Annotated in this window: 15 protein-coding genes; 4 read left to right on the forward strand and 11 right to left on the reverse strand. The window is 46.6% G+C overall.

Annotation, left to right across the window (positions count from 1 at the left end; all coding sequences use genetic code 11):
- Nucleotides 1-11 precede the first annotated feature (11 nt).
- The 4 genes from parE to EBI00_RS05435 form a co-directional block, all read right to left on the reverse strand.
- Nucleotides 12-1910 (reverse strand): DNA topoisomerase IV subunit B, encoded by a 1899-nt coding sequence (gene parE / locus EBI00_RS05420; protein WP_123094888.1) that lies wholly within the window; start codon nucleotides 1908-1910, stop codon nucleotides 12-14.
- A gap of 153 nt (nucleotides 1911-2063) precedes the next feature.
- On the reverse strand, nucleotides 2064-2645 hold the full coding sequence (locus EBI00_RS05425) for a YqiA/YcfP family alpha/beta fold hydrolase (protein WP_123094889.1): 582 nt from the start codon (nucleotides 2643-2645) through the stop codon (nucleotides 2064-2066).
- A 77-nt stretch (nucleotides 2646-2722) separates the two neighbouring features.
- Nucleotides 2723-3208, reverse strand: coding sequence for a DUF1249 domain-containing protein (locus EBI00_RS05430; RefSeq protein WP_241556958.1), 486 nt, complete (start codon nucleotides 3206-3208; stop codon nucleotides 2723-2725).
- A 66-nt stretch (nucleotides 3209-3274) separates the two neighbouring features.
- Entirely contained in the window at nucleotides 3275-3901 is a 627-nt protein-coding gene (locus tag EBI00_RS05435; protein ID WP_123094953.1) for an NUDIX domain-containing protein, read from the reverse strand.
- Between the two features lie 130 nt (nucleotides 3902-4031).
- Between EBI00_RS05435 and EBI00_RS05440 the strand changes: the two genes are divergently transcribed.
- The 4 genes from EBI00_RS05440 to pseF all read left to right on the forward strand — a co-directional run bounded on the left by EBI00_RS05440 (nucleotide 4032) and on the right by pseF (nucleotide 7696).
- On the forward strand, nucleotides 4032-4625 hold the full coding sequence (locus EBI00_RS05440) for a DNA-3-methyladenine glycosylase I (RefSeq protein WP_123094954.1): 594 nt from the start codon (nucleotides 4032-4034) through the stop codon (nucleotides 4623-4625).
- A gap of 179 nt (nucleotides 4626-4804) precedes the next feature.
- Entirely contained in the window at nucleotides 4805-5800 is a 996-nt protein-coding gene (gene pseB, locus EBI00_RS05445; RefSeq protein ID WP_123094890.1) for a UDP-N-acetylglucosamine 4,6-dehydratase (inverting), read from the forward strand.
- On the forward strand, nucleotides 5787-6971 hold the full coding sequence (gene pseC / locus EBI00_RS05450) for a UDP-4-amino-4,6-dideoxy-N-acetyl-beta-L-altrosamine transaminase (RefSeq protein WP_123094891.1): 1185 nt from the start codon (nucleotides 5787-5789) through the stop codon (nucleotides 6969-6971). The genes pseB and pseC overlap by 14 nt, the downstream gene beginning before the upstream one ends.
- Complete coding sequence (pseF, locus tag EBI00_RS05455) at nucleotides 6968-7696, forward strand: pseudaminic acid cytidylyltransferase (protein WP_123094892.1); 729 nt, start codon at nucleotides 6968-6970, stop codon at nucleotides 7694-7696. Before pseC ends, pseF begins: the two co-directional genes overlap by 4 nt.
- Nucleotides 7697-7734: 38 nt before the next feature.
- Here the strand turns inward: pseF and pseG are convergent, their stop codons facing one another.
- Genes pseG through EBI00_RS05490 form a run of 7 tightly spaced genes read right to left on the reverse strand, consistent with a single transcriptional unit; the run spans nucleotide 7735 to nucleotide 14752 of the window.
- Nucleotides 7735-8724 carry a UDP-2,4-diacetamido-2,4,6-trideoxy-beta-L-altropyranose hydrolase gene (pseG, locus tag EBI00_RS05460; RefSeq protein ID WP_123094893.1) on the reverse strand — a complete coding sequence of 330 codons (990 nt, stop codon included), beginning with the start codon at nucleotides 8722-8724 and terminating at the stop codon, nucleotides 7735-7737.
- Nucleotides 8721-9740, reverse strand: a complete 1020-nt coding sequence (gene pseI / locus EBI00_RS05465) for a pseudaminic acid synthase (RefSeq protein ID WP_123094955.1) — start codon at nucleotides 9738-9740, stop codon at nucleotides 8721-8723. Before pseI ends, pseG begins: the two co-directional genes overlap by 4 nt.
- A 20-nt stretch (nucleotides 9741-9760) precedes the next feature.
- Nucleotides 9761-11869, reverse strand: a complete 2109-nt coding sequence (locus EBI00_RS05470; protein WP_123094894.1) for a motility associated factor glycosyltransferase family protein — start codon at nucleotides 11867-11869, stop codon at nucleotides 9761-9763.
- Nucleotides 11859-12152 (reverse strand): flagellar protein FliT, encoded by a 294-nt coding sequence (gene fliT / locus EBI00_RS05475; RefSeq protein WP_123094895.1) that lies wholly within the window; start codon nucleotides 12150-12152, stop codon nucleotides 11859-11861. The genes EBI00_RS05470 and fliT overlap by 11 nt, the downstream gene beginning before the upstream one ends.
- Nucleotides 12152-12583, reverse strand: a complete 432-nt coding sequence (gene fliS / locus EBI00_RS05480) for a flagellar export chaperone FliS (protein WP_123094896.1) — start codon at nucleotides 12581-12583, stop codon at nucleotides 12152-12154. Before fliS ends, fliT begins: the two co-directional genes overlap by 1 nt.
- 32 nt (nucleotides 12584-12615) lie before the next feature.
- Nucleotides 12616-14289 (reverse strand): flagellar filament capping protein FliD, encoded by a 1674-nt coding sequence (gene fliD / locus EBI00_RS05485; RefSeq protein ID WP_123094897.1) that lies wholly within the window; start codon nucleotides 14287-14289, stop codon nucleotides 12616-12618.
- Nucleotides 14290-14320: 31 nt separating this feature from the next.
- Entirely contained in the window at nucleotides 14321-14752 is a 432-nt protein-coding gene (locus tag EBI00_RS05490; protein ID WP_123094898.1) for a flagellar protein FlaG, read from the reverse strand.
- Between the last annotated feature and the right edge of the window lie 29 nt (nucleotides 14753-14781).

Consider the following 14781-nt stretch of genomic DNA (forward strand, 5'->3'; position numbering starts at 1 on the left):
TGTAATGTAAATTAGTCAATAATCGCTAAGTTGCCGTAGGTTTCCAGCCAACTTTTGCGGTCGCCAGCACGCTTTTTTGACAGCAGTTTGTCGAGTAGTTCGTCGGTGTCCGGTTTGTCTTCCATAGTCAGCTGGATTAAACGACGGGTGTCGGGTGCCATTGTTGTTTCGCGCAGTTGCGATGGGTTCATTTCACCCAAGCCTTTGAAGCGCTGTACGTTGGGTGTACCGCGTTTGTTTTCGGCAGCGATTTTATGCAGTGTGATGTCTTTTTCTTCGTCGTCTAGGGCGTAATACACTTCTTTGCCGATGTCGATGCGGTACAAGGGCGGCATGGCGACAAAGACATGACCACTGTTCACCAAAGCGGGGAAATGTTTCACAAACAAGGCGCAGATCAGGGTGGCGATGTGCAAACCATCCGAGTCGGCATCGGCTAGAATACAGACTTTGCCATAGCGCAGGCCGCTTAGATCGTCGTCACCTGGGTCTACCCCAAGGGCCACGGAAATGTCGTGGATCTCTTGCGATGCCAGTACTTGATTAGAGTCCACTTCCCATGAGTTAAGAATTTTACCGCGCAGTGGCAAAATGGCTTGGAAATCTTTTTCACGGGCTTGCTTGGCAGAACCGCCCGCCGAGTCCCCTTCGACTAAGAAAAGCTCGCTTCGAGACGTGTCTTGCCCAGAACAGTCGGCTAATTTACCTGGTAGCGCTGGGCCTTGGGTAATGCGTTTACGCACGACTTTTTTGCTGTCTTTTAGTCGTTTCTGTGCACTGTTAATCACGATATCGGCGATTTTTTTGCCATCTTCTACGTGTTTGTTTAGCCAAAGACTAAAGGCGTCTTTTACGGTGGCTGAAATAAAGGCCACAATTTGACGAGACGATAAACGCTCTTTGGTTTGCCCAGAAAACTGTGGTTCTTGGATCTTGGCTGACAGTACGTAGCTGCAACGATCCCATACGTCTTCTGCAGTCAGTTTGATGCCGCGAGGCAAAAGGCTGTGAAAGTCACAAAACTCCCGAATGGCTTCTAACAAGCCAGTGCGCAGACCGTTTACGTGAGTACCACCTTGCGCGGTTGGGATGAGGTTAACGTAACTTTCTGTCACCAACTCGCCGCCTTCTGGCAACCATTGTACCGCCCAATCTACGCCTTGTGTTTTTTCGGTCAAACCACCAATAAAAGGCGTTTCTGGTAGTAACACAAAACCTTCATTGGCAAGAGCTAAGTAATCGTTTAAGCCATCTTGATAAAACCATTCATCGCGGACTTCTTCGCTGCCGCTTTGATCAATAAAGACCACATGCAGACCCGAGCACAACACCGCTTTGGCTTTAAGCAAATGTTTGAGACGAGAAACCGAATATTTAGGGCTGTCAAAATATTTTCCGTCGGCGGTAAATTTCACCTTGGTGCCGGTATTTTTCTTACCGACTGTGCCGATTTCTTTCAGTTCTGAGGTTTTAAAGCCGTTTTCAAAACCAATGTGGTAGTGAATGCCGTTGCGTCTTACCCAGACTTCTAAGGACGTTGACAAGGCGTTGACTACTGAGACACCGACACCATGCAAACCACCGGAAAACTGGTAGTTGTCGCCCGAGAATTTGCCACCAGCGTGCAGCTTGGTGAGGATCAATTCAACCCCGGAGATGCCTTCTTCTGGGTGGATATCAACGGGCATGCCGCGGCCGTTGTCTTCGACGCTTAAGGAGCCATCTTTGTATAAGACCACTTCTATGCGATCCGCATGACCAGCAAGGGCTTCGTCAACTGAGTTGTCGACCACTTCTTGCGCTAGGTGGTTAGGTCGCGCGGTATCTGTGTACATTCCTGGGCGTTTTTGAACCGGCTCTAAGCCACTCAGAACTTCTATCGAACCAGCGTTATATTCTTTTGCAGACATGCGTGTTTTTACTTCCAAGTTGGTCGTGCTGTACAAAAAATGCGTTGTGTACGGCATTCGAGTATAAATTCATGGCAGCAGTCTACCACTGCTTCTATACGGTGTGAAATAGCCTACTGGCTACTCGGTTAGCGACTAAAAGGGTTCATTTACTCAGTCGGTTATTATTTGAGCAAAACGCAGGATTTCAGTTGAAAAACGCGCAAACTCGGTAAAGCTGTGGTCACCTTGAGCTTCATGCGTCAGGCGTGCGGTGTTAGGAAAGGCTTTTAGCGCTTCTCGATAGTCCAGTACTTCGTCCCCTTCTTGTACCATGAGCCAATACAAATCAGCAGTGGGCTTTGCAACGACAAGCTGCTCTAGCTCTGCCATATGCGATGCGGTGAGCTCGTAGCGTTCCCCCGTATAAGGGTTGTGCTGCGGCCCAAGGTAATCAAGCAAGAGAGTTGGCGCTTGAACCGCCGGATTCACTAGTATGGCAGCTAGGCGGTGCTTTTCTGCTAAATAAGCGGCATAAAAGCCCCCAAGAGAGCTGCCGATTAAGGTGAGACCCGTGTCTTTTTTGGCTTCAATAATGGCATCTAACTGCTGAATGGCTTTGGCAGGCTGCCAAGACAAACGCGGTGACATAACCGCATCAGGGAAACCTAATGCGGTGGCCGCCTCCACCAGCACAGTGGCTTTGTGGGAGCGCTCAGAGCTGTTAAAACCGTGAATGTATAATAAAGTAGCCACAAGATTCTCGTATCGAATAAAAGCTAGATAAACGGATCAAAAGAACTAAAAGCAAAAGTACATTAAATAAAAGTACATTAGGCAAATTGAAAAGACACAACATGATGCAGCCTGTGACCATGTTTTAAACACAACTCCAGCAGATCAGCCAGTTGTTGGTTCAGACGGAACTTTTCATCCCGATGTAACATGGCATCATTGGGGTAAGGGTACACCCCTTTGTATTGACGATGACCATCAGTGATTTCAGCAATACCGACATCATGATACAGCCGAATGATCATAGACAGTCTGGCATCAAAAAGCAGTTTGGTTTCTATTTCTGGACCAAACTCTAGAGCGATTTCTGAGGTAAAGCGGCTTTCTTTTCCAAGAGTGAGGCTTAAACGGCTTTCTTGATTGCCGGCACTGTGGATCGAAAAGTGCCATGAATCCATTTCCTCTTGGCCACGCATGAGTTTGCCCAGCCGACGATAATTAAGCTCGCCGAGCATTTGTAAACTGACCAAATCTGGTACGTATTGTTTCGCCATTTTCTCTGTCATTACCGCCTTTATAATCATTGCTGTTGTCATTGATAATATGCTGTAAACCCTATTCGAACTGGCATCCTGTTATGCCAGTATAGATCAAGATTCAGCGCGCCACTGGGAGACCAGTTGACTTTTGTTTAAAGCAAACCATTGCAAACCCATAATGGTACTGGCGTTTTCTACATCGTGTTTGAGCAAGTCAATGGCGTCATCAGCCGACATGAGGTGCAGCTTGATGTCTTCATGTTCATTGTCGACTCCATGAACCTGGCTTGTGTCCACTGAGCGTGAATCAAACTCGCCTGCGTACATACGCAAGTACTCTACCAAACCGCCTGGCGAGGGCACAAATTTAAACATGTATGCCAAACGCTTAACGGTGACACCTGCTTCTTCTAAGGATTCTCGGCGCGCCACGTCTTCATCGCTTTCGCCTTCTTCTACCATGCCAGCGACCAACTCCAATAGCCAGGGAGAATCGCTGTTCAATACGGCGGGACGAAATTGCTCGATCAAAAGTATTTTATCGGCCACGGGGTCAAATAGCAGCACACAAACCGCATCGTTTCGCACCATCAGCTCTCGATTCATGGGCTGGCTCCACTCTCCGTTAAATTTTTTATGCTTTAACGTCAATTTGCGCATTTCAAAAAAACCTTTGTACACGCATTCGTCGCTCAGGACTTCCACGTCTTTTTTGCTGTATGTCGGTGTAAACTTCATAGTATGTTGCCATAATTGAACCGCAAGCCTGATAACAAAAAGAGCTTGCTTGGTCATTGAAAAAATGGAATGTGAACGCCCTTATTTTTTAACATGCTTATTTGAGTCTGTCACACATGGAGCTGAGTTAATGGAACCTATACGTTGCAATTGGTGTTTAGGATCGCCCGAATACATAGATTATCACGATACTGAATGGGGCATCCCCGTCTACGACGACGTCTCTTTGTTTGAATGCATTGTACTCGAAAGCGCACAGGCAGGTCTAAGCTGGATTACCATATTGCGCAAGCGTGAAGGCTATCGGGCGCTTTTTCACCATTTTGATCCCGAAAAAGTCGCGAATATGACAGGCGCCGATGTGGAACGATTGCTTTTGGACCAACGCATTGTTCGCCATCGAGCCAAGATAGAAGCCACTATTAGTAACGCTAAGGCTTTTTTGAACATTGCCGACGAGTTTGGTTCGTTCAGCCAATACTACTGGGGCTTTAGTGATCACAAGGTGATGGATAATCGGTTTGATTCCCTTGCTGAAGTCCCGGCTGTGACTGAACTATCTAAGCGGTTGGCAAAAGATCTAAAAAAACGTGGGTTTAAATTTCTTGGCCCTACGACCTGTTATGCCTTTATGCAAGCCACCGGTATGGTGAATGATCATATTGCAGACTGCGTAACACGAACCTCCTCTTCTATGCCAACGCCTTCTCGACAAGAGACATAAATAGGGTCTGTGCATTTTCAACGAGAGCAGAGGCTTGTTTTCGTTAATGTTTCGCCTACAGCGGTCGATATAACTTGGTATAATACACGCATTTCTTGTCCTTTGAGTGTCCTTTGGGTTTGGTCGGATCGCCCTCTTCATTAGGCTTGTTTAACTTTCATTTGGTTTGGTACGCATTTATGTTTAACAACAAAAGCATTTTAATTACTGGCGGTACGGGGTCATTTGGTCGTCAGTATGTGAAAACATTACTGGCCAATTACCAACCTAAGCGTTTGATCATTTATTCCCGCGATGAACTGAAGCAGTACGAAATGCAGCAAGATTTCGACGCGGCTTGCATGCGTTATTTTATTGGTGATGTGAGAGACAAAGACCGTTTAACTCAGGCCATGCGAGATGTGGATTTTGTGATTCATGCGGCGGCGCTCAAGCAAGTGCCAGCGGCGGAATACAACCCAATGGAGTGCATTAAAACCAACATTCATGGGGCTGAAAACGTGATTGCTGCCGCGATTGCGAATAATGTGGATAAAGTCATTGCGTTATCCACCGACAAAGCGGCCGCGCCGATCAATCTTTACGGCGCCACCAAGTTGGCATCGGATAAACTTTTTGTTGCGGCCAATAATATGGTCGGCCAAGGTCGCACGCGATTCTCTGTGGTACGTTACGGCAATGTGGTGGGGTCGCGCGGCTCCGTGGTGCCCTTTTTCCAAAAGTTAGTGGCGGATGGGGCCGATGCCATACCGATTACTCACCCTGATATGACGCGTTTTTGGATCACCTTGCCAATGGGTGTGGATTTTGTGCTAAAAAACTTCCAGCGCATGCATGGTGGAGAAATCTTTATTCCTAAAATCCCTTCTGTGCGTATTATGGATTTGGCGGCAGCTTATGCTCCGCAGGTGCCAACAAAAGAAGTGGGGATTCGCCCTGGCGAGAAACTGCATGAAGTCATGTGTCCAGCGGATGATTCGTATCATACTTATGAATTTACCGATCATTATGTGATTTCTCCTAGCATTAAGTTTTATCAAGAAGACATGGATTTTGGTTGCAATCGTCTGGGAGAAACCGGGGAATTGGTTGAGCCTGGGTACGAGTATCAATCCGGTAGTAATCCGTATTTTCTCAGTGTTGAAGAGATTTTGAATTTCGATGACGCCCACTGATTTTATTCCTTATGGTCGCCAGTCTATTGGCGAAGACGACATTGCAGCGGTGGTACGTTCACTGCGCTCCGATTTTTTGACTCAAGGGCCCTGTGTCAGTGAGTTTGAACAAGCACTTGCAGCAAAAGTCGGTGCCGGGTATGCGGTGGCAGCCAATAGCGCAACGTCGGCATTGCATCTTGCTTGTTTAGCCCTAGGCGTAAGCGCTAACGATTCGGTTTGGACGTGCCCAAATACTTTTATTGCATCGGCCAATTGTGCGCGTTACTGCGGCGCGTCAGTAGATTTTGTTGATATAGACCCTCGCACCTACGTCATGTGTGCTGACAAGTTGGCCGAAAAATTGATCCACGCAAAAGCCAACGGAAAATTACCAAAGGTCGTTATCCCGGTGCATTTTGCGGGTCAATCTTGTGACATGGTCGCTATTTATGCTTTATCTGAGGAATATGGTTTTCATATCATTGAGGACGCCTCCCACGCTATTGGCGCAACATACCGTGGCACCCCAGTGGGCAACGGCCAGTACAGTGATATTTGTGTGTTTAGCTTTCATCCAGTAAAAATCATCACGTCTGCCGAAGGTGGGATGGCAGTCACAAATGACCCAGTGCTTGCCAATCATATGCGTACTCATGCGCAGCAAGGCACAACAAAATCTCCCGATGAGCTTACTCAGATGCCAGGAGACTGGTACTACGAACAGCATACGCTGGGCTTTAATTACCGCATGACTGAGCTTCAAGCGGCCCTTGGCCTATCGCAATTGTCGAAGCTGGATGACTTTATTGCAGAGCGTCATGAGCAGTTTGCTCGCTATGTTGAGCTACTGTCTGACTTGCCTATTGGCTTGCCGTTTCAGGCGGAATGGGCCCATTCCTCCTTGCATCTTTTTCCCATTTTATTGCCTAAGCCGCACGCACAAAAACGCAGAGCCATTTTCGATGCGTTGCGTCAGGCAAACATAGGCGTTCAGGTGCATTATATCCCTGTGCATACCCAGCCTTACTATCAGGCGCTGGGGTTCCAACTGGGCGATTTCCCGATTGCGGAAGACTATTACCAGCGCACTTTGAGTTTGCCACTCTTTGTGGGATTGAGCGCGGAGCAACAAGATCGAGTTGCCCAGGTGTTACGTCAGTCTTTAATAGAAAATGAGGTGTTTGCATGATAAACAATACACCTTTTACAGAGACGCCTTACCGTGTGGCGGTGATTCCTGCCCGTGGCGGTTCTCAGCGTATTCCCAGAAAAAACATTCGCTTATTAAATGGCAAACCGCTGATTGGTTATTCCATTGAGGCGGCCATCGACTCCGGCTTGTTTGATCGTGTGATTGTGTCCACTGATGATGCGGAAATCGCCAAGATTGCTCGACAGTTTGGTGCAGAAACACCCTTTATGCGCCCAACCATGTTGGCCGATCACATGACAGGCACCACTCCTGTGATGCAACATGCCTTGCAGTTTTTAATCGATGAAGGCAAGACCCCCGATGAGGCCTGCTTGATCTACGCCACCTGCCCTCTGTTAACACCGGAAGACTTACAGCAGGGCGTTGAACGATTAGACGACAATACCGCTTTTTGCTTTTCTGCCACGACGTTTGGTTTTCCTATCCAGAGAGCCTTGCACATTCAGGATTCTGGCGAACTCGCGCCGCTGTTTCCGGAGCACATAGCTAAGCGCTCGCAAGATTTGGTGGAAGCCATTCACGATGCCGGTCAGTTCTATTGGGCACGCACCCAAGATTGGTTTGATGAGGCTATATTTGGCCCTAAATCCAAGCCGTTGTTATTACCACGGCATCGTATTCAAGATTTGGATACAGAAGAAGATTGGTTACGTTTAACGCAGATTATGCTTTTGAAACAAGCATCAGACCTCAATCTTTAATGTCTAACGAGGTCTATTCGTTCATCCAGTCTATTCGTTCACAAAATAGATTCACTAACAAAATAAGCATGGATGGTCTGGGCAACTCGTTCAGCCCCTGCCCCATCAACCAGACTGCGAGCCGTGTTTCGAGCGGTTTGCTGCCATTCAGTGTCACTCCACAGGCTATTCACTTCCTCTACGAGTTGCCCAATACGTTGTGCGTAAAGTGTGTCTGAGACATTATCAAAACGCACAGAGCGACACCAATTAAGAGGTACGTGCTGCTCTAATGAACGAGTTTGATTGTCTGCCACTTGAGCAAAAACCGTCGGTACGCCCATACAAGCCAGTTCAAATAAGGTGCCACCAGCGGCGGAAATCGCCATCTTAGCTTGTTGCATCAAGGGGGTCACATCAGATACTCCCTGCTCAACCGCTATGCCGTTCTGCAAGCAAAATGCAATGACTTGTTCTGCTTGTTTGGCATTCGCGCCTAACAACACCTGAATGCATTCTGTCGCAAAGCCGGATGCCACCAAGGCGTTTAAAATAGGCAAGGTAAGTGCAAGCGGGTCGGTTCCCCCCAACGTAATAAGCAGTTGCTCTGGTGGGCTTTGATTTTCGTCCTGTTGCTGAAAAGCAGGTCTTAATAACGCATAACGGCTACCTATTAACGGGCACTCAACAAGCTTAGAATAATTTTGTTGCAGAGGATTCAGCAGCCATTTAGCGGGAAAATCTCCCCTGTCATTCATATCATCCAGCACCAAAAGATTCGGCTGATGCTGATAGAGCATGGCGATGAGATCGGCGCTGTACGCATAATGGTCTAAGATAACCAAATCGACTTGCTCAGCCCGTTGCCAAAACTGCGCTTCGGTTTCCACAAAGCAATCGTCTGGGGAGCCAAACGCTTGGTAACGCTGATCTACAACAAATTGGCAATGCCAATCAAAGGCGGTAAAAGCATGAATCAGCGCTTGGCAACGAACTCTGTGCCCCATGCCAATTTCGACTGAGGCATCGGCTCGAACCAGCACTTTCACGCCATCATATCCCAAGCAAGCGGCTGACCTTTTTGCACCGCCACCGACAGCGTTTTACCCACAACATCAGGCCAATGCTTTGGGGCAAGACCAAACGATGGACGAATGATTTTAAGGTGATCTTCCGTAAGAACAGTACCCGCTGGCAAATCCACCGCGACGTAAATGGAACGGCGGTATTTTTTCGCCGCCTGTTCTGCGTCTGAGCCACCGTAAGTCACTGAGCCAAGAGCGGCTTTCGCTGCTCGACAAGCGTCCACCAGCGCCTTCATTTCAGCAGGCTCCATGGAAAAAGCGGCATCAACGCCCCCCGCACTGCGATCCAATACAAAGTGTTTTTCGATCACAGTTGCGCCTAATGCCGTGGCCGCCACGGCCGCCCCCAATCCTTGTGTGTGATCCGATAAACCAACTGAACATCCAGTATGAGTCGCTAGGTCAGCCATGGTGACCAAGTTAGAGTCTTCTATTCTTGCTGGGTAGGTGCTGGTGCACTTGAGCAAGGTTAAAGGGTTATCTCCAATGGCTCGAATGGCGGCTACCGCTTCTTCTATTTCGTCTAGGGTGGCCATACCCGTCGACATTATAATGGGTTTCCCAGTACGAGCGACGGCTTGTATGAGTGGAATGTCCGTCATTTCAAACGACGCTATCTTGTACATGGGCACATTCAGGGTTTCTAAAAAAGCCACTGCACTCAAATCAAACGGCGAGCTAAAGGCCACCAAGCCCAAAGATTCAGCCAATTCAAAAAGCGGTTTATGCCATTCCCAAGGTGTCGAGGCTTTGGCGTAAAGATCGTACAAATTACTGCCACGCCATAAACTGTCGCTTTCGGACACCATAAACTCACCCTGACGAATATCCAATGTCATGGTGTCTGGGGTGTAGGTCTGTAACTTAATGGCGTCCACACCAGCGTAGGCAGCCGCCTGTATCATGGCTTTCGCCAATTCAAAGTCTTGCTCATGGTTGCCTGATAACTCAGCAATAATAAAAGGCGTCTTTTCAAACATGGCGTGCGTTATAGCTCCCATTAACCATTGTAATAAGTAATCAGGTGATCGTTACCCTGATCAACGTACTCAGAAGCCTGTTGCAGCATACAGGGCATTTCTTCAAGGAATTCACACCAAGGTTCAAATAAATGACGAGCTCGACTGACCGTTTCAGCTTCATCTTGATGGGCAAACAAAAACTGCACAATTAAAAACGCCGAATACGTAAAAGAGCCAATCAGCAGGTCATACACATGACGGTGGATACTGCCTTTTAAAAAGTAAATTTGGCGATGGTGAGACCAAAGTAGATCGCACACCTGTTCTCGTGTTTTTAGATTTTCATCCCAGCCTTGCTGTAGCATTTGACTTATCTTACGGAAATCATCGACACATATCAGCGCTTCGGCTGATTGGCCGAGCAATGAGGCTGGAGGGTCTGTAAAGTAGACACTTTCTAAAATATCAATCACTTTAGCATGATTAATTTTAGGGTCTAAAATCAACACATCTTCCAGCAATAAGGGCGTAACGCCTTCGATCTTGGCCCCATCCGACAAGTTAAAACTGGCAAAATTTCGCCGCTTGTTAAGCTGACGGGTTAGTGCTTCAAGCTGCACCCGTGATGTGTCCATCATGCCCGTGGCATAAACGGTGCCACCAAAGTTGCCTTCTCGTTCAATCAGCTTGGCTTGTTGAAACGTTTGAAAGCCCGATTCTTTGCCGTCTTTGTAATAGCCACTGTGTACCGAATGATGGCTGCCTTTGTCTTTAAACCCGTTGTCTACGCCAAGGTAGTAGACGTTATTAAACCCAAATAAATGAACATAGGACAAAGCCAGATTCGCTACAACAGGGTTACAGTAATTCAACTGTACATATTCTTTGGTGTCGCCCTGGGCGCGTGCTTGACCTAGCATTAAGGAAGTAATGGCTTCGCCTGGCTTCATCGCCATGCCCGAGCGTTTAAAGCAGTCAAAGAAACCGGGGTGCATAACGTTGACGGACAATCCCCAAATCTTGTCTAGGTACTCTTGGTCTAAAAACAAAAACTTATCGACCGTTTGTTTGAGACGTTCGATGTCCACATGAATATCTGGGGTAATGCCCAGCTTTTTTAACGTGTTAATGGTTGAACCACAGCACACTAACAACACTTGCTCGCGCACCTCCTTGATCAATTCGATCCCTTGATCAAGAGACGGCCCATTCCCTAGAATGAAAACAGGGATATTACTCACCCATTTTGGCAAGGCATCGCGCCCTTGGAAATGCGCCAGTTTAGTGTTTGGTAAGGATTTCAAGCCTTGTGCTACACCAATTAGAGCGTCGTCAAAAAACCCCCAGCCCATTACTTGACGAGCATAATGTTTCTTAAAGTATGCAATAGCCAGATCATTTTCCGGACTGGAATAAGCGATGTGTAGATACGTTTCTGGCGCCATGAAGTAGCCATTTTCTTCTAACTGGCGCAGGTATTTTTCTGTAAATTCTTCCGCCTCTACTCCAAGAAAGAAATGTATAGTGCGGCCATCCTGATTGTAGCGCTCTAAGATAGGCTGCCATTCGATGGCAAACAAAGAGTAGTAGAAGAAGTCCAGATCGTATTCGTATAAATACAAATGCTTTATCGAACGCTGAGCCAGTAGCAACTCGAGCTGATAACCCAGCTCAATGCCAAATAAGATGGTTGATCCCACAAAATCAGGCCAGCCTTGTAATAGCTCTAGCCCTTGGCTGTGCTGGTTTTTCTGATCCAACATTTTGTTGCTGTAATGAACGTGGCGAGTGGGATGATTGTCCGTGCGCTCTAAATTCAGCAAGGTTTTGTTCGGTTTTATCAACGCCTGAGCCACTTTTTTAGACGCTTGCTGTTTTGGGTTGGCAGAAAAAAGCGGTACGCCAATATCATCACGGATAAGGTTTAAATCTCCGCTTTCTTCCATGTAAATATGGCGTTTTTTAGGTTGGTAGTGTTGGAAAGAATCAAATATGTGAGGCATGATCTGAGAAAAAACCGTCATGTTTCTCAGATAGCGTTCCGTTAACGCAGTGTCACTCTCTTTGAGGCGTGCCGCACCTCTTTCAAACATAGAAACAAAGGTCTCAGCTTGATTAAGAGAGGAAGAGAATTCCTCATTTTGCATGTTTCACGCCTTTATACTGTTTTACGCCCTTACGGGTTTTATTCGTTTGATAGAGCTGTTTTTGCATTTCGACGCGCACATCTCGAACAAGTTGAGTGGCTGATTGATGCAGCATAATAAAATGCTTAATCTGAGCATTGTCAGCAGGGTCTGTAAGGGGTTTTATGCTACGAATAAGATCATCATTGTCTATACACAGTTGCTGTATGGTTTCGATGTCTTTTTGCTCAATGCTTTGCTCTAATGCGGCACTTAACTGAGTTAAGTGGGACACATCCAACATTAAACCGCCCCTACTCTGGCTTCGGTTTGCCCGTACGCGGCTTGCTTATCAGCAGGTGTGATCTGGTCCCAAGCGCCTTTAATTTGCAATATTAATCCCATGACGTGGTCGAGCACTGTGGTGTCTTTGCTGACACTTGCTTCAGTAATACGCACCGTCATGTATTCGTACAGTGACTCAAGATTATCAACCAATTCAGGATTCACATCACGATCTAGTGCATCTCGTAGTGCGTTGATAATTTCAACAGCTCGGGTTAGGGCGTGTGACTTACCTTCCCAATCGCGACGTTCAATACAACCTTTACCTAAAGCAAGCTTCTCGAGCGCTCCTTGCATCAAGAGCTGAATGACGCGATGAGGGTCAGCCGACGCCAAATCGGACTTGATAGAGTCCTTGCGGTAGGCTTGTATCCCTTTACTCTTGTACATATGCAACCCCATTACTGTGTCTATTTTAAAAACTACTGCATGTTAGCTAAAACGGAATTTAGATATCCGCCCTGTGCGTTCATTACAGCCAGACGAGAGTCTAAACTGGTAAACTTAGAACGCAGAGACTCTTCATACTTAACCATACGTTCTTCGTAGGCTTCTAACGTCTCTTCTGTACTATCTATCGACCGACGAACAGAATCCTTTAATGAATTTGTTAGGCCATCTGATCCTGTGTAGTTATCCAGTAATTTTTCCAAAGAACGAGCAAGGCCTTTTTCCCCTGAGATTAGCGGTGCAATCTCGCTATAACCACGACGCATTGCATCGTCAAATTTAGCATTATCTAAACTCAATTCACCTTGGCTACTCATCTTTACCCCTAAGTCAAAAATAGACGTAAAGGTACCTGTCTCACCGCGGCTGGACATGAGCTCTGTAGAAAGGGAGGATTGCAGATTTCGAATCATACTGTTGCCGTTCAACACGGCACCACGATCTGTGCTCGCTTGAAGCAACCCCACCATACTATTGTAGGAATCGATGAATTCTTTAATTGAGTCCTTGACCGTTTCCTGATCGAAGCTGATGTCCACTTTAGTGGATTTCTCCGTAGGCGCTAGCGCTTCAATGGATAAGCCGGCTACTGCCTCGTCAAAAGTATTGGTATCGTTGCGAATTTGAATGCCATCCACTGTAATAATGGCATCACGCGCTTCCTCTCCAAAAGGCGTATATAAACCGGCCGACAGCCCCTCAGTAGAAACGCTGTTTAAAGACAAGGATGTGTTTTTCTGAGGCAGTACATTTAGCTCAGTCGCATCCGCTTCAGCGGCTTTTTCTACCTCAGCTTTTTCAGCTGCTTTCGCGTCCATTTCAGCATTAGACTGGGCTAGTGCCTCTGCTTTTTCCTTTTCTTTGTCTTTCGGAATAGGGCCATCATTTGCAAAATCAAATTCATCGCCTTCTAAATCTAATTCATCTACTTCGTCAACAGGAGCAGGTTCTGAAAGTTCCTCTAATTCTGGCTCCTCCTCAATAGGTAGAGATACAGCTTCAGGTACGTCTTCAATAACATTCCCATCTTCATCGCGAACGATCACGTCATTGCTGATTCGCAGGGAGTTCTCTGCACCCTCAATGGCTGAGGTCGCAGTGAAGAAAAGATTTCCGGCCCCATCATCAACTAGGTTCACTGACACGCCAAAATTGTCTTCAGACGTATTTACCTGATTTCGCAATTGAGAAAGGGTGGTACCCGCTTTAACGTCAATAGAAAATTCATTACTACCCGCGGTGAAGGTTAATTTCGCATCTTGGTCTGTTACAACATCATCAGGCGATGAAAACAAACCTGGCGCCGACATAACTCGACTGCCTTTTGCTAGCTGATTGACATCAATGGAATAAGAACCGTTTGAAGCGGAACGATCGGTTGTGATGGAAATGACTTCTTCACCTTCTTTCTGAGCAATTTTTGCATCTCGTCCAGTGAATAGTTCATCATCGTTTAGTGTTTTAACAGAAGATTTGAAATTATCAATCGCAGAGCCGACTTTGCCAAGCGCAGACAATTCAGATTCGTAGCCATTGATTTTGTTTTGATAGAGTCCGACTTTAGCGTCTTTCTGTGCGCTCACCATCTGTTTGACAAGGGATTCTAGATCCAGTCCAGATCCCGCACCCAATGAGCCTACTGACATAACTTAATCTCCTACCCCATCACTTTAACTATCAAACCTCACTGTTTACCAAAGTGCCTTTGATATCGCTCAGCTGATTCATAATAGCATCAATTCGTTCTGACATTTTAAGAAACTCTTCCGTCGGTATCTGACGGACAACATCGCCCGTTGATTGGTCGAGTACCTTAACTATATTTTGCTTTTGATCATCCGCCATCTCAAATGTTAATTGCACATTTAACTGTGACATCTTTTGATTCATTTCTTGTATGTCATTCGGTTCAATCTTAGCTAAAGGCTGAGCCATTTGAACGTCTTTCTTTTCTGTACTTTCTTTGTTTGACCTTGTGGTATCGGCAAGGTTCTGCACAACCTTAGCGTTAGACTGACGCATAGCAGTAAAATCTTCAATGGCACGCTGTTCGGGCCTCGAAGAATAATTAACTGCATACTTTGAAAAATCACTCGCATTAATAGACATTTCAGAGTCCCTCCGGATAGACAAAAGCC

Source organism: Marinomonas hwangdonensis (assembly GCF_003721245.1).
Classification (GTDB): Bacteria; Pseudomonadota; Gammaproteobacteria; order Pseudomonadales; family Marinomonadaceae; genus Marinomonas; species Marinomonas hwangdonensis.